Here is a 15,133-nt window from a genome sequence, read left to right as displayed (position 1 = left end):
CGGTATGAGCCTGTACCAGGCCTCGTTCCGGATTCGCCACGAGTGTCCCTACCGGGAGCTATCCGAGCGGCACCCGGACCTGACGATCCGCGAGTGGTACCTGCACGACTGCCAGGTGCTCGAGCTCGACGCGCCGGGGACGCCGACGGACGACCTGCTGGCCGAGATCGAGTCGATGGGGACGATCCTCCACCGCTCGATCGACGAGTCCGGCCTGCACGTCGTGACCCGGGCCTGCCTCTGCTCGCTCGAATCGTCGATCGTCGAGCGATTCGAGGCGCACAACTGCCTCTACCAGCCGCCGACGGTTCACCGCCAGGGCTGGGAGCACTACAGCGTGATCGCCTTCGACGAGGCCGACGTCCGGGCGCTCCACCGGGATCTGGAGGCCGATCGCGACATCGACGTCCGCTCGAAGATCGAACTCGCCGAGGGAACCCTCCCCTACAGCATGCTGGCGCCGGTCGACCGGCTCTTCGATTCGCTGACCGATCGGCAGCTCGCCGCTCTCCGACTGGCGCTGGAGCGCGGGTACTACGAACAGCCGCGACGGACGTCGCTTCGCGACCTCGCCGAGCGGACCGCCGTCGCGCGCTCGACGTTCGAAGAGCACCTCCGGAAGGCGGAGAACAAGGTGCTGACGAACGCGGGCGAGTTCCTCCGGCTGCTAACCGCGCCCGCGGATGCGAATCCGCTGGGCGTCGAGCGGACGGCGGCCGACGCGCCGTCGGCGAGCGGAGCGGACGGCGATTGAGGGCCCTCACCCTACCGGCGCCGCGGCGATTCACGCCGTCGCGCGACCGGCTTCGACGGCCGAACCGTCTATCGGGCGTCGGGCGCGGGTAGCGGGTCGAACGAGGCGCTTTCCCGCGGGGCTCCGTCGATGGAGGGATCTCTCACCCGTGGTCGTCCGGTAACGCTCTGCAGGCGACGGCACTTTCGTTAAAATATCCGATCCGAATGACTGGTTCGATCGACCTGGCCTAATCACTGTGGCCGCACCCTTAGGGAGACGGCGGGTTATCTATCGTTACGAAGCAGTAGTCCGCTACTACGTGAAATCATGTCCCAATCACGCAACCGAGCGGCCGACGAGAGGGTGCGATCGATCGAACTGCCCGCGAGCGATCGCCACGAGCTGCTCGCCTCCCGGCGACGACGGCAGGTGATCGCGGTCCTCGAAACGGCGCCACGAACGGTCGACCTCGCGGACGTCGCGGCGGCGATCGCCGCGATGGACGGACCCGACGGGGGCCCGGACGCCGACCCGGACCGGATCGCGATCGAACTCCACCACGTCCACCTCCCGAAGCTGGCCGACGCGGGCGTCATCGAGTACGACCCGACGGCCCGACTGGTCGCGGTCCCGGACGAGTCGATCGAATCGATCCGCGACGGGGCGTAGCCGCTGCGATGGGTGATCACCGGGGACTGCCGTCGTCCGACGTCCGAACGGCGCGGCGACGAGATCGTCGACAGCAGCGCTGACGGCCGTTCCGCCGCGTCGAGAATCGAAGTAGCCCTCGGTTACGACCGATCACCACCCCGGTATGGGCGGGTGCGAACCCGGCCGTGTTCGCACTCTACCGATTCCGATCGAATACCGTCCGGCGAGCGGAATCACCACGCGGTCTGTCGTCCCGGACCGCTCACCGTCCGCGACCGGTCCGAATCCCGAGGTCATCGAACGAGGGCGTTCGTTCGACCGGTTCGCTGCAGCGAGGACAGTCGTCCATCTCCTCCGAGATGTACGTCTCCCCGCACGAGTGACACGTAAAGAGCGAAGTCGACGTGGCGTTCCCGTCGGCGCACCCGCCGCCGTCGAGCGGTGGCGTTTGCGGCGAAACGTAGTCCCGGATTCCATCGATCAAGCGAGATACCATCAGTGTGCAGTGTCCGTCCACAATGGACGTCCCCATAAACGCACGGTCCGGTCGCGGTCCGTGCGCCGCCGCGCCCGCTCACTCGAGCGCGTCCGCCAGGATCGGCGCGACGGAGACGGCGCTCGCGGGCCCCTCGATCGTATCCGTGCCGTAGATCGCTTCGACGCCGGCGCGCGAGAGGCGGGTGTAGGCCGCGCCGGCGAGCAGCGGGTGGACGCAGCCGACGAACGTGCGGGCGGCGCCGCGCGATTCGAGGACGGCGACGGCCTCGCTCATCGTCCCGCCGGTGGCGATGATGTCGTCGACGACGACCACGTCGCGATCGGCCACGGCGACGTCGCTCGGGGCGATCTCGACCTCGGTCCCCGAGCGACGGGTCTTCTCGAAGTAGTCGACGGTCCCGCCGCCGTGGGCGTCGCGGACGGCCTCGGCGATGTCGACCGCGCCCGCGTCGGGGGAGAGGAAGACGGGGTCGTCGAGGTCGGCCGGCAGCGGCTCCGCGAGGGCGGGCGCCGCGTCCACGGCCGTCGCGGGCGGGTCGAAGAAGTCGCAGACGGCCCGCTCGTGGGGGTTCACCGTCAGGACCCGGTCGGTCCCCGTCGAGACGGCGCGGGCGACGGCGCGCGCCGACACGGGCTGGCCGGCCTCGAACGCCCGATCCTGTCGGGCGTAGCCCATGTACGGCAGGACCGTGACGACCTCACCGACGCCGGCTTCGCGCGCGGCGTCCTGCAACTGGAGGAGTTCGAGGTGGTCGTCGCTCGAGACGGTCGCGGCCACGATCACCGCGCGCTCGACCGACGCGAGCCCGTCCTCGATCGCGGCGAGGAGTTCGCCGTCCGGAAAGTGCGACACCGAGACGTCCGCGAGCGGTTCGGACAGCGCCGCGGCGAGGCTCGCGGCGAGGGACTGCGAGGAAGAGCCACTGACGATCATACCCGACATCTGCGGCGGCGGGTACGAACCGGTTTCGGTTGTGGGACGCGATCGGTTGGTTGGAGTCGAGGCCGGCTCCGAGACGACCCGGACTCCGACGCCTACTCGGCGCAGTAGCCGCCGGTCGTGTCGCCGGCGACGTTGAGCGAGCCGGACGCGTCGATCACGACGACGAGGTTGACGCAGGCCGGGTCGTTCCACTGGTCCGGTCGGACGTCGCGGAACTGGCCGCCGTCCATTCGGACGCGGACCATGAACGGCTCGCCGCTGTCCGGCCACTCCCGTTCGAGCGTCGTCGTGCTGGGACCCGCTTCGAGGATCGGTTCCGGCCACGTCCGCGTCTCGCCGCCGATCTCGACCATGACGGAGAGTTCGTGTTCCTGCTCGTGGAGGTTGTGAATCGAAATGTCGCCGAGGACGGTCCCCGCCGGCTCGGGCGACTCGTCGCTCCCGTCGTCGTCGCCGCTATCGTCGCCATCTCCGCTACCCTCGCCGTCGGTCGTGTTCCCGTCGGTGCCGTCCTCGCCGTCGCTCCCGTCGGACGTCCCCTCGTCCGGCTCGTCGCCGCCGAGACAGCCGGCGACGGCGCCGACGCTCGCGGCGCCGGCGACGCCGAGCAGCCGTCTTCGTGTCGGTCGGGTCATACCCGGCAATTCGTCTAGGGTGGGATAACACTTTGTCAGACATTCATCGGAGAAGCATCACGAGGCGGTCGGTCCCGATTCCCGCGTCGATCACGCGGTCGGCGCGTCGACCGACCGCGGGTCGACGATGCCGAGCGGGTGGCTCCGGGCGTCGATCGAGTCGGCGTCCGCATCGCGACAATCGAGCACGAGTATCGACCCGTCGGCCGCGAGCGCCCAGACGTGGCCCGACGCGACGCTCGTCAGGTCGACGACGGGCGCCTCGGCGGTCGCGACGGGAGTCCACGACTCGCTATCGGTCGTCGACCCCTCGGTCGCGGCGTACAGTTCGCGCCCGCTGGCCAGGACCGCCGACGCACCGACCGTCGGCGCCCCGTTCCGCCCCGTCGCGGCCGACGACGCGGACTCGACGCGAGTGACGGCATCGACCGGTCCGTCGAACCGTCGCAGCCAGCCGTTTCCGAGGGCGTAGAGGCCCGCGGTCGTTCCAACCAGCGGCGCGTCGGCGCTCGCCACCGTCCGGACCGCCTCGAGGCCGGCCGGGCGGAGCGAGTCCCCGCCGAGTCGGTAGACGCCGCGGTCGGTTCCGACGAGGGGCGGGGCGACGGCCGTGACCCGCTCGCCGTCGGAATCGCCCGCCGTCTCCGGGTTATCGTGCGCGTCGATCGTCGCCGACTCCGGGGCGTCACCCGTTTTCCAGTCGTCGGGCGTGTCGATCGACTCCCAGCTTTCGGGATCGTCGCCCGGCTCCCGGTCACCGTTCGTCACCGACCCAGGGCGCTCGTATTCGAGTCGCCGAAGTTCACCCGCCGGCGAGGCGGCGACGATCCCGTTCGGTCCGATCCCGACGGCGACGGCGGGCCCGAAGCCGGTCGCCGCCAGCGCCGGGTCGGTCGGCGAATCACCGGCGTCCCCGTCCGGAGCGGCGGCTCGGTCCGAAGCGGGAGTCCCGACCACGACGTCGTCGGCCGTCGCGACGACGAGCAGCGATCGGGCGGATCCGGACGCCGACTCGGGGGCCGATTCCGAAGCATCGGCCGCCGTCCTCGCGTCGGCCGACCCCCCGTCCACCGTCGTCGCGGCGGTCGGATCGCCGGCCGCCCTCGCCCCGTCAACCGTCGGCCCGGTCCGTGTGAGTGCAACGTCGCGGGCCGGGCGGCGATCGACGAGCGAGAACTCGCCGACGCTCGTCCCGGTGACGCGAACCGCGACGAGGCCGGTTTCGCACGCGACGTAACCCGTCCGCGCGCCGACGCGGTCGTCGTAGACGCGCTTCTCGGAGAGCGTCTGCATGGGGGAAGCGTCGGCCAGCCGGGAGGAAAGTGTTCCCAATCGAGGTCGACCGGCCGCGAGCGGCGGGGAACCGTGTCGGAATTTCTTTGGGGTGGGCGGTCGGAGTATCCGGTAATGGACGTATTCGGGTCGAGCGGGGCTCGCGGCGTGGCGAACGAGGAGCTGACGCCGGCGTTCGTCCTACGGGTGGCGAAAGCCGCCGGCACGGCCTGGGACGTCCCCCGCGTCGCCATCGCGCGCGACACCCGGAAGACCGGCCGGATGCTCGTCGACGCGGCGACGAGCGGACTGGCGAGCGTCGGGACGGACGTAGATCGGCTGGGGATCGTCCCGACGCCGGGCGCCCAGGCCTACGCCGAGCGCGAGGGCGTCCCGGCCATCGTCGTCACCGCCTCGCACAACCCGCCGGAGTACAACGGCGTGAAGCTGATCGGCGCCGACGGCGTCGAACTCGCGGTGACCGACCTGGAGCGCATCGAGGAGACGCTACTCGCGGAGGCGTTCGTCGACGCGCCCTGGGACGAGATCGGTCGCGTCCGCGAGGTCGACGGCGCCCGCCGACGCTACGTCGAGGCGGTGCGCTCGGCCGTCGATCGCGAGCGGATCGCCGACGCCGACCTCACCGTCGCCCTCGACCCCGGCCACGGCGCCGGCTCGCTGACCAACCCGGAACTCTTCCGGTCGCTGGGCTGTCGCGTCGTCACCGTCAACGCCCAGCCCGACGGCCGCTTCCCGGGTCGCGATCCGGAACCGGTCGCGGAGAACCTCGGGGATCTGGGCCGGCTGGTGCGGGCGGCCGACGCCGACGTCGGTATCGCCCACGACGGCGACGCCGATCGCGCCATCTTCTTCGACGAATCCGGAACGTACCTCGAAGGCGACGCCACCTTCGCCGCCCTCGCCGCGGCGGAACTCGAGGCGGGCGACGCGCTCGTCTCGGCGGTCAACGTCTCCCAGCGCCTGGTCGACGTCGCGACCGAGGTCGGCGCCGACGTCGAACTCACGCCGATCGGCTCGACCAACATCATCACGCGCATCCGCGACCTGCAGCGGGCCGGCCGACACGTCCCGATCGCGGGCGAGGGCAACGGGGGGATCTTCTTTCCCGACTACCGCCTGGCCCGCGACGGCGCCTACATCGCCGCGCGCTTTCTCGAACTCGTCGTCGAGACGCCGCCGAGCGACCTCGTCGCGCCCTACGACGGCTACGCCAACGTCCGTCGGAACGTCGAGTACGACTCGTCAGCCGAACGCGACGCCATGCTCGACGCCGCGGCCAACCACGCCCGCACCGCCGACGCCGAACTCAACACCCGCGACGGCTACCGCCTCGACTACGGCGACGCCTGGGTCCTCGCTCGCCCCTCGGGCACCGAACCGCTGGTCCGCATCTACGCCGAGGCGCGCGACGCCGACCGCGCGGCGTCGCTCGCCGACGAGCTCTACGACGTGTTGGTCGCCGCCGTCGACGGGTAAGGCGAGGCGGTTCGTCTCGCTCACCGCCTCCGGATCGCGAACGAATCGCGGGTAGCCGCGGGCGACACCGCCGCAGCCCGCATCCCGACGCGCGAACGAGACGCATCGCACGCCGGTCGACGTCGGCATCGCGTACCCGGTTGCTGTCCGCCAGAAACACGGATCGATCAGCGTCGGTCACCGGTCCGGTTCCGCGAGTCGACGACCCGGGGGTCGCCCGTTCGAGGGAATTCTAGACGGAATTTGGAGATAATTTCTACAAATATTGAAAAATACTCTTCAATTGATTTCTCTTCTTCTCCCGCGTATGGAACCCAGACTTCAGCAGACGAGGCCCGGCGGTCCCGGCTGCCGCCGATCGACCGCATCGTCGAATCGTCGAACGACCGGCTCGCCGTGGGACGAACCCGTTCGTCCGCGGAACGTCGAGCCCTCTGCGAGCGTCGAGGAATCGGCTCCTGAACGCGCGCCCACCGGCCGCGAGGTATCGGCCGACTCCCAACAACCATGAAACGCGCACACACGCTCGCGGCCGGCATCGGGCTCGCGATCGCCCTGGTCCTCGGTACGGTCGCAGTCGGTGCGCTGACCGTCGGCGCCGCGGACGTCCGGGAGGACCGCGATCCCGAGGTCTCGCTATCGGGATCCGGCGACATCACGGACGAGGGATCCTATGACCTCGCGAGGCTTCAGTTCGAACTGACGGCCGAGACGGCAGCCGACGATCCCGTCCTCGAGCTCGACGTCCCCGACGGCGCCGAGATCTGGTCGGTCAACGGCATCGGCAACGCGCGGGGCCAGGTGGAGTACGACGAGGAGGCGGGTCGGGTACACCTGCCGAACGTCGAGGCGGGTGAGTCGGCGGCGGTCTCGATCAAGTCCTACTCCGAGGACGCCGGCGAGTACGAGTTCGCCGCGGAGGCGCTCGTCGAAGGCGAGGTCCGCGACGTCGCGAGCGCCGACCTCGCCGTCTACGACCTGGCGGTGGGTGCCGGTGCTGGCGAGGTGTATGCCGGCGAGGAGGCGACGATCGAGGCGAACGTCTCCGGGATGGCGGGCGTCGACGACCCCGAGCTCTGGCTCAATGTGCCCGACGACACCGAGTTCGTCTCGGCCGACGGGCCCGGCGAGGGCGAGCTCTTCGGGGCCGACGAGGGCCGGACCAACAGCGCGGAGTACCGCTGGGCGTTCTCCGGATTCGAGACCAACGACACGCGCGAGGTCGAGATGACGGTCCGGGCCGACGAGCCGATCGAGCGGGACATCGCGAGATACTCCACGGCGTCCGCGGTCGTCGACGGGGAGCTGGCGGAGTACAACCACTCGATCCTGCACGTCCGTCCCGAGCGCCCCGACACGGCACTGGCCCTCGAGACGTCCCAGGGGCCCTCCTACGAGGACGTCGAGGCGGGCGAGCAGGCGTGGATCGAGTTCGAGGTCCGGGGCGGCGAGCGAGTCGCCGAGCCCGAGGTCGACGTGGAGCTAGACGAGGATCTGAAGCTGCTCGACGAGCGGAGCTACGATGGCACCTTCCACGAGGATGAGGTGCGCTGGGCGTTCCACGAAGTCGACCTGGGCGAGTACCGCGACGGCCGGCTCTACGTGACCGCCGACCGGGCGGGCGAGTACGAGTTCAGCGCCGACGCGATCGCGGATGGCGAGGTGGTGGACGAGACGAGCGGGACGGTGTCCTTCGAACCCAACTCGTCCACCCCCGCGCCCGAAGACGCGCTGTCGATCGACGCGACCGGCGACACCGTCGAGGTCGGCGAGGAGGCGACGGTGACCGTCGCGCTGTCGAGCCTCGCCGACGTCGTCGGCCCCGAGGCCGACGTGGCGGTAGCCGACGGGCTCGAGGTCGTCGATGTCTCCGCCAAAGCCCAGTACGACGGCGATCTCGACCGATGGCGCTACGTGACGATCGACCAGGGCGAGACGCTCGCTGCCGAACTCACCGTGGTGGCGGACGAGCCCGGCGAGTACGAGGTCGGCACCGACGCGCTGGTCCGGGGCGACCCGGTCGAGAGCGCGAACGCGACGGTCAACGTCCGCGAGGAGGGGACGGTCCCGGACGAGGCGCTCTCCGTCGACGTCTCCGTCCCCGAGCACTACGAGCGCGGGGAGGGAGCGATCACCTTCGAGGTGAGTGCGACCGAGGACGTCGCCGACGCGACGGTGACCGCCGAGCTCACCGAGGACCTCCAGATCCTCGACGTCGGCGGCGACGGCACGTTCGACGAGGACGCCCGCGAGTGGGAGCTCACCCAGTTGACGGCCGGCGAGACGGCCAGCACCGAGGTCACCGTCTGGAACAGGGACCGGGGCGACATTCCGGTGGGAGCGACCGCCGCCGTCGACGGTAACCCGGTCGACGCGAGCGCGTCCGTGCTCCGGACCGGTCCGAACGCCCCGCCACAGGAGCGCCTCAGCGCGGCGGCTGGTGCTGGCGAGGCCGTGGTCGGCGAAGAGACGACCGTTATCCTGGAGCTCCGCGGCGAGACCGACGTGGGCAGCCCCGCGATGGTCGTCGAGATGCCCGAGAACCTCCAGGTCGTCGACGTCGACGCCGACGGCACCTTCCACGAGGAGGAGCTGTGGTGGCGCGGGACGAGCGTCGACGCACGCGAGACTATCTTCGCCGAGTTGACCGTGATCCCCGAAGAGCCCGGCGACCACGAGATCGAGGCGACCGCCGTCTGGCTGCCGCCGACCGGTGACATCGAGGACGGCGTCCCCGCGGACAACGCCAGCGCGTCGGTCCCGGCAGACGACTCCTCCGCGATGCTCACGGTCACCGAGGACGACGGCGGGGAGCTCGACTACCCCGCCTGGGACGAGAGGGTGATGTACTTTACCGGCGACCGGGTCGTCCACGACGGCGACGCCTGGGAGGCCAGCTCGTGGACCCGCGGCGACGAGCCCGGCGCGTCCCGGGAGAGCCCCTGGGAGCGCATCGAGGACGAGTCAGCGGGCGGCGACGACTGGTCCGAGGGCGAGTACCCTGCCGTGGGACACGTCCCCCTCGTACGAGCCCGGTGACCGGGTGGCCCACGACCGCGATGGCTGGGAGGCGCTCGAACCGTCGGTGACCGCCGTACTCGAAGCCGCCGCGGACTACGCCGAGCGCCGACCCACTCGTCGGGGACGTCTACGAGTCGCCGATCGCGGCGACGGATGGGCGTGCGAGCGATCGGACGGTTCGGATCCGCTCGTTCGGTACCGAGTCGCCACGCGCCGGCGTCACAGCGCGTGCGAGCGGAACGTGGGCTTATTCGCCGACGCGTTGAGGCGGTTCGTGTGTCGGCCGATCAGCCGATCGACGACGCGACGACTCGCAGCGATCTGGTTCATGAGCGCCTTCGCGAGTCACCGCTGCGCCGGTGGGTTCTCCTCGACGGGAATCGCTACGTCCTCGCGGGGATCCTCTCGGTCGCGGTGTTCGCGACGACGCTCGGACTCGGCCTCGCCGGGTACGTTCCGGTTGCCGACCCCGATACGGCGACCACCCTCGTCGCCGCCATCGTCGGCGGGACGCTCCCGTTCATCACCATCGTCCTCGCGATCAACCAGCTCGTCCTCTCGCAGGAACTCGGCTGGCCCGGCGACCTGGCCGAGCGGTTCGACGGCATGGCCGACTTCCGGCGGACGGTCGAGGGCGTGACGGACGACCCCGTGAGCCCGGCCGCGCCCGCCGACTTCCTCCAGCACCTGGTCGAGGCCGTCGACGACCGGGCGAACGCGCTCCGGCCTGTCGCTGAGGGGGGCGACGCCGGTCCGGCCGCCGACCCGCTCGGTAACCTCGTCGAGTCGGTCACCGAGGAGAGCGCGATCGTCATCGAGGCGCTCGAGGAGGCCGACTTCGGCACGTTCGACGCGCTCTCGGCCGTCCTCGGCCACTTCAACGGCGCACACCGTCACGCGGCCCGGACGATCGGGGCCCACCACGCGGACGACCTCCCCGCTACGACCGTCGAGACGCTCGAGGAGCTGATCGACGTCCTCGGCCACCTCGCGGTCGCCCGCCAGGCGTTCAAGACGATGTACATGCAACACGAGCTGGCCCACCTCTCGAAACTCCTGCTGTACGTCGGCTTTCCGACGCTGTTCGGCGGCGGGCTGTTCATGATGAGCTATCCGGAACTCATCGCGACCGTCGACGACCGAACCGGCCTCGTGCTGCTCGTCAGCGCCGTGGTGACGCTCGTCTTCCTGCCCTTCATCGTGCTGCTGGTCTACACGTTCCGGATCGCGACGATCGCGAGTCGCACCGCCGACTTCGGGCCGTTCGTCCCGCGGGTCGATTTCGAGGAAGGTGAGGAGTGACGGTGAGGAGAGGCGACGGGTCGCGCGTGCAGTCCGGGCCGTTCAGCCGAGCCACGACGGGCCGTACACCTCGCCGAGGCGCTCGGTCGCGAGCAGGAGGTGGTGGGCGAGCACGAGGACGATCACCGCCGCGACGATGACGGCCCCCTCGACTGGCGTCGAGAGCAGGCCGAGCGCGACGATGAGCGTGGTCGCGCAGGCGGGCGGGTGCCGGGTGTCCGTCGCGAGCATCCCGCCCGCGGTGAGCGTCGTCGCCACGACGGCGCTTGCGCCCAGGCGAAGCCCCGCGATCGATCCTGGCGCCGGCGTGCTCGTCATGTCGACGCCGCCCGACAGGAGGGTGTAGGCGATCAATCCGGCGACGACCCCGATGACGTGCCCGCCGATCACCCGCCGCGGACTCGCCGCGTCGCCCCGCTGGAAGAGCGCGAGGACGAACGCCGACGGCCCGAGACTCGGAAAGAGCATCGGAAGTCCGGAGAGCCACGCGAGCACCGCCGTCGTCGACAGCAGGAGGCTCGTGTGCACCGTCGTCCCCACCCGGTCGTCCATTGCCCTGTCGTGGCCGCTACGCCGGCATAGACCCGGCGGTTTGGGCCGGGTCGGCGTCTCGATCGGCGGGCGTGGGACGTGGGCGAGTTGGCGCGGGTACTCAAACCCACTCCGGCGAGACGTCGACGAGGTCGGCGCAGGTGTTCCAGAGGGCGAGCCGGTACGTCGGATCGCGAACGCGCGAATCGGGTTCGGCCCGTTCGGTCCCGTCGAAGTACGCGCCCGTGACGTCGCCGGCGTCGTCGACGAGGGTGACGATGGGCGTCGCGCCGTCGGCCACGCTCGTCCCGACGAACGGCAGCCAGTTCGCGAGGGTGACGATCGTGCCGAGGGGAAACCCCACGTCGCGGTAGAGGCCGCTGCCGGGAACGAACCCCGGGTGGAACGCGTTGACCGGTATCTCCGGGACGCGCTCGGCGAGTTCGACCGCGAAACAGCAGTTCGCGAGTTTGGAGCGGGCGTAGGCGTCGAAGGCCTCGTAGTCGTCGGTGCAGGTCAACTGCGCGGTGTCGAGCCGCGGGGCGGCCTCGCCATCGGCCGCCAGCCCGTCGGCTCGCTCACCGTTCGACGGGCCGCCGTCGCTCGCCCGTTCGGCGATCTGCAGGTCACCCCGGGCGTGGATCGCCGAGGCGGTGACGACGATCCGACCGTGGGGCGCGGCCCGGACGCGATCCAGCAGTTCGTGAGCGAGGAGGTACGGCGCGAGCTGATTGACGGCGAAGGTCAGCTCGACGCCGCCCCAGCCCTCGGCACACTCGGACCGGCTGAGGGCCGCGTTCAGGACGAGCGCGTCGAGTTCGTCGACCCGGTCGCGGACCGCGTCGGCCAGGGCGCGAACGCCCGCGGGATCGGCGAAGTCGGCGCGGATGAAGGCGGCCTCGTTCCCCGCGTCTCGGATGTCCCCGACGAGATCCTCGCCGCGCTCGCGATTTCTCCCGTGGACGAGGACGTCCCAGCCGCGAGCCGCGAGGCGTTTCGCGGCGTTCGCACCGATCCCGGCCGTCGCACCCGTGATCAGGACCGTCGGCGGGGCCCCGGATGCTGGCTCGTCGGTCATTGGCGCGTCGTTGTGGCGGGCGGTGGGTATGTCTTGTTGCAGGCGCCGGTCACCGGTGCTGGAACTACCGCTTCGTCCGTGTGGACGGCGGTGTGAAGAGGTGCGTTACTGCGCCACCGTGCCCTAATTCATATTATATGAACGCCACCCAGGGAGTGTAACGATGTCCCGAACCACCGCTACCATCCCCGAGGACCTGACCGACCTCATGGAGGGTGCCGTCCGAGCGGGAATCTTCGAGAACAAGAGCGACGCGATTCGGCACGTCCTCCGCGAGTACTTCGAGGCGAATCAGGAGGCCCGGATCGCCGCCGCGGTGTCGCTGTACAGCGACGGGGAGATCACCTTAGGGACCGCCGCCCGCCTCGCCGGCGTGAACCGGTTCGAGATGCGCGACGTGTTGCGAGAGGAGGGCGTCGAGCTTCGCGTCGGCCCCGAGGACGTGGCCGCGGCGCGAGAGGAGATCGACGCCGCTCGCAATCTGGACTGATGGAACCGCCCCACCGCGCGACAGTTCTCGACACCTCTGTGTTGTCCAACTTTGCACACGTGGACCGCGTCGGACTGCTCCTCACCCTCCCCCGGCTCGCAACCGTGGATGCCGTCCGTGACGAACTGGAGCGCGGCGTCGAAACCCATCCGTACATCGAGCGAGCGGTAACGGTACTCGAGGCGGATATTCCAGTCTCCACACCGTCGTCGGCTGCGGAACGATCGGAGACGGAGCTGCTGAAAACGCTGGATCCCGGTGAGGTGCAGGCGCTGGCCGTGGTGGAAGCGGTCGACGGAACGCTCGTCACCGACGATGGCGACGCGCGTGCCACCGCGAAACAGCGCGGCGTGACAGTTACCGGATCGATCGGGCTCCTCGCGCGGATCGTCGAAGACGGACAAATTTCTGCGGACGAGGCAGACACGTTCCGCAAACGATGGATCGACGAGGCCGGTTTTCGGTCGCCCGCGCGTGAGTTCGGCGTCTTTCTCGAAGTGTGAATGTCGGCCAGCAGTACCTTCAAGAGTTACGAGTTGTATGGTCTGACCGACAAGAGGGATCGGCTTCGTGGAAGCAGCGGTCGCCGATTCGCAAATCGACTTTTCGACGCTCCTGGTTCGAAGCGGGGATTGTACTACCGCTGCTCGCCGCGTCCTTTCCACCCCTCCGAAAACTCCGAGAGATTCATTCCGGCGGCGCAGTCGACACAACAGTATCGAACCGACTCCCGATACCGCCCAGAGATCGCGGCCGATGGCTCGACAGTGATCTCGAACAGGTGCGATGGTTCTTCGTTCCGATCGCACCGATAACACTCCCGGTCGGCCTGCGACTCGATCACTTCGCCGTGCGATTGCTCGACGGATTTCATCCGAGGTTCCTCCGGTCTGACGACGCGGACCAGTCGGTGGCCTTCGGTCCTCCATCCTCGAAACCAAAAGTCGACGTTGGATAGCGATTCGGCTCCCGGTGCCGCAGGCGTGCGAGACCTTTTTGTCTCAGTGGGGTGTTGCGTAACATGGCTACTGAAAACCGCCCTTGGTTTTCGGAAGCCACGTCTCGGGTGCCCTACCACCCGGGGCATTTCTGCCCCTCTCTGGGTCCGTGGCTTCCAGTCGGGATATTGACTCGTACCGTATTATATATACTGGTGAGACGAAAAACTAACACCAAAAATAGACATCCAAATGCTGCCCAAGACGGGCCTCAGTTTGGATATCAAATACGGGATTGTGCAAACAGAACCGCACTCGTTCACCCCTCATACCTTGGACATCGAACCTGCGCCTGTTCGGCCCGTTCCCTCGAGTTTCAGCTACGACGGACCGATCAGCGAAAGATTGACTGACTCGCGTATACGACGTATACACATGGCCACGAAGTCCGTTCGGCTCGAGGAGGACGTCTACGAGCGCATCAAAGCGAAAAAGCGGGAAGACGAGACGTTTTCGGCGGCGATCGATCGACTAACGACGGAGTATTCGCTGCTCGACTTCGCGGGTGGCTACACCGACGAGGAGGCGGCGGACCACCGGGCCCTGCTCGAGCGTTCCGACGAGACCGGCGTCGCAGATCACCGCGAACTTCTCGAGCGGATGGACGCGGACGACGAATGATTCTCGATACCGACTTTCTCATCTCGCTCCGGGCCGACGACGAGGCCGCGCTCGAACTCGGCGCAGAACTCGAAGCGGCCGGTGTTCCGACGCGCGTTCCGACCACCGTCATCGAAGAACTCTACGTCGGGGTTGGAGCAGGGGTCACGCCGGCGGAGAACGCCCGCGCGTACGACGCGCTCGTGACCAACAAGCCAGTCGTTTCGATCGACGAGCGCATCGCCCGCCGGGCCGGGAGGCTCGAGGGTGACCACCTGGCGAGCGACTCGAAACCCGACCTCGGACCGGGGGACGCGATCGTGGCGGCGACCGGGCTCGTCCACGAGGAAGCTGTCGTCACGAACGACGGGGACTTCGAGCGGGTCGACGGGCTCGCCGTCGAATCGTACTGACGCCGCCGGCTACCCTCGCGAACACGAATCCCGCTCCCCGATGCTCACTCCGTTCGATCGCCGCCGGGCACGATCGTCACGGGCACCGACGACTGTCGCGTCACGGCTTCGGCGACGCTCCCGAGGAGCACCCGCGAGACGCCCGATCGTCCCTCGCTTCCCATCACAACGGCGTCGACGCTCGCCTCCGAGACGTACTCGAGGATCGTTTCGGCGGCCGTTCCCTCGCGGACGACCGTCTCGACCGCGCCGTCGTGTTCGGCCGCGAGGTCGCGCACGTCCGCGAAGAAGTCGGGTTCGCCGTCGATAACCGCCGGCGACTCGTCACCGCCGTAAGCCGCACCGAGCGGGTCGACGACGTGCAGGACGGTGATCTCGCTATCCGGGTGGACCGCGAGCGCGTGTTCGAGGGCGGCTCGGGCGCGATCCGAGTCGTCCATCGGGACGAGGAGTTGCCGGGTCATGGGT

General features: G+C 69.3%; 15 protein-coding genes. 9 read left to right on the top strand and 6 right to left on the bottom strand.

Translation table 11 applies throughout. The features are described 5' to 3' along the window. Nucleotides 1–4: 4 nt before the first annotated feature. Entirely contained in the window at nucleotides 5–754 is a 750-nt protein-coding gene (locus tag MXA07_RS01535) for a helix-turn-helix domain-containing protein (RefSeq protein WP_247730291.1), read from the top strand. A gap of 309 nt (nucleotides 755–1,063) precedes the next feature. Then, nucleotides 1,064–1,405 carry a DUF7344 domain-containing protein gene (locus MXA07_RS01530; RefSeq protein ID WP_247730290.1) on the top strand — a complete coding sequence of 114 codons (342 nt, stop codon included), beginning with the start codon at nucleotides 1,064–1,066 and terminating at the stop codon, nucleotides 1,403–1,405. 556 nt (nucleotides 1,406–1,961) lie between these two features. Here MXA07_RS01530 and MXA07_RS01525 read toward each other — a convergent pair. From MXA07_RS01525 to MXA07_RS01515, 3 genes are all read right to left on the bottom strand, one after another. Further along, nucleotides 1,962–2,819 (bottom strand): ribose-phosphate diphosphokinase, encoded by an 858-nt coding sequence (locus MXA07_RS01525; protein ID WP_247730289.1) that lies wholly within the window; start codon nucleotides 2,817–2,819, stop codon nucleotides 1,962–1,964. Nucleotides 2,820–2,920: 101 nt separating this feature from the next. Continuing rightward, the gene (locus MXA07_RS01520; RefSeq protein WP_247730288.1) at nucleotides 2,921–3,463 is read right to left on the bottom strand and encodes a hypothetical protein; all 543 of its coding nucleotides are present in this window, start codon (nucleotides 3,461–3,463) and stop codon (nucleotides 2,921–2,923) included. 90 nt (nucleotides 3,464–3,553) lie between these two features. Further along, nucleotides 3,554–4,756, bottom strand: coding sequence for an HVO_0234 family beta-propeller protein (locus tag MXA07_RS01515; protein ID WP_247730287.1), 1,203 nt, complete (start codon nucleotides 4,754–4,756; stop codon nucleotides 3,554–3,556). A 114-nt stretch (nucleotides 4,757–4,870) separates the two neighbouring features. On the opposite strand from MXA07_RS01515, the gene glmM reads away from it, so the two are divergent. The 3 genes from glmM (at nucleotide 4,871) to MXA07_RS01500 (ending at nucleotide 10,555) form a co-directional block, all read left to right on the top strand. Beyond that, nucleotides 4,871–6,232: a phosphoglucosamine mutase gene (gene glmM, locus MXA07_RS01510; RefSeq protein WP_247730286.1), complete on the top strand. Its 1,362-nt coding sequence runs from the start codon at nucleotides 4,871–4,873 to the stop codon at nucleotides 6,230–6,232. 507 nt (nucleotides 6,233–6,739) lie between these two features. Next, nucleotides 6,740–9,271, top strand: a complete 2,532-nt coding sequence (locus MXA07_RS01505; protein WP_247730285.1) for a carbohydrate-binding protein — start codon at nucleotides 6,740–6,742, stop codon at nucleotides 9,269–9,271. Nucleotides 9,272–9,529: 258 nt separating this feature from the next. Beyond that, entirely contained in the window at nucleotides 9,530–10,555 is a 1,026-nt protein-coding gene (locus tag MXA07_RS01500) for a DUF7972 family membrane protein (protein ID WP_247730284.1), read from the top strand. A 42-nt stretch (nucleotides 10,556–10,597) separates the two neighbouring features. On the opposite strand, the gene MXA07_RS01495 is transcribed toward MXA07_RS01500, so the two are convergent. Both MXA07_RS01495 and MXA07_RS01490 read right to left on the bottom strand, forming a co-directional pair. Beyond that, nucleotides 10,598–11,107 (bottom strand): HPP family protein, encoded by a 510-nt coding sequence (locus MXA07_RS01495; protein WP_247730283.1) that lies wholly within the window; start codon nucleotides 11,105–11,107, stop codon nucleotides 10,598–10,600. Nucleotides 11,108–11,207: 100 nt separating this feature from the next. After that, nucleotides 11,208–12,164: an SDR family NAD(P)-dependent oxidoreductase gene (locus MXA07_RS01490; RefSeq protein ID WP_247730282.1), complete on the bottom strand. Its 957-nt coding sequence runs from the start codon at nucleotides 12,162–12,164 to the stop codon at nucleotides 11,208–11,210. 163 nt (nucleotides 12,165–12,327) lie between these two features. On the opposite strand from MXA07_RS01490, the gene MXA07_RS01485 reads away from it, so the two are divergent. The 4 genes from MXA07_RS01485 (at nucleotide 12,328) to MXA07_RS01465 (ending at nucleotide 14,665) form a co-directional block, all read left to right on the top strand. Beyond that, the gene (locus MXA07_RS01485) at nucleotides 12,328–12,654 is read left to right on the top strand and encodes a DUF7317 family protein (RefSeq protein WP_247730281.1); all 327 of its coding nucleotides are present in this window, start codon (nucleotides 12,328–12,330) and stop codon (nucleotides 12,652–12,654) included. Next, on the top strand, nucleotides 12,654–13,157 hold the full coding sequence (locus MXA07_RS01480; RefSeq protein WP_484496859.1) for a PIN domain-containing protein: 504 nt from the start codon (nucleotides 12,654–12,656) through the stop codon (nucleotides 13,155–13,157). Before MXA07_RS01485 ends, MXA07_RS01480 begins: the two co-directional genes overlap by 1 nt. Before the next feature lie 870 nt (nucleotides 13,158–14,027). Further along, nucleotides 14,028–14,273, top strand: coding sequence for an antitoxin VapB family protein (locus MXA07_RS01470; RefSeq protein ID WP_247730278.1), 246 nt, complete (start codon nucleotides 14,028–14,030; stop codon nucleotides 14,271–14,273). Then, nucleotides 14,270–14,665 carry a PIN domain-containing protein gene (locus tag MXA07_RS01465; protein WP_247730277.1) on the top strand — a complete coding sequence of 132 codons (396 nt, stop codon included), beginning with the start codon at nucleotides 14,270–14,272 and terminating at the stop codon, nucleotides 14,663–14,665. Before MXA07_RS01470 ends, MXA07_RS01465 begins: the two co-directional genes overlap by 4 nt. Before the next feature lie 44 nt (nucleotides 14,666–14,709). Here MXA07_RS01465 and MXA07_RS01460 read toward each other — a convergent pair whose 3' ends face one another. Next, nucleotides 14,710–15,129, bottom strand: coding sequence for a universal stress protein (locus MXA07_RS01460; RefSeq protein WP_247730276.1), 420 nt, complete (start codon nucleotides 15,127–15,129; stop codon nucleotides 14,710–14,712). Nucleotides 15,130–15,133: the final 4 nt, after the last annotated feature.

It is taken from the genome of Halovivax limisalsi (assembly GCF_023093535.1).
GTDB classification, from domain to species: domain Archaea; phylum Halobacteriota; class Halobacteria; order Halobacteriales; family Natrialbaceae; genus Halovivax; species Halovivax limisalsi.
Note: the sequence above shows the minus strand (reverse complement) of the source record. Positions and strands in the feature narration are given on the sequence as shown.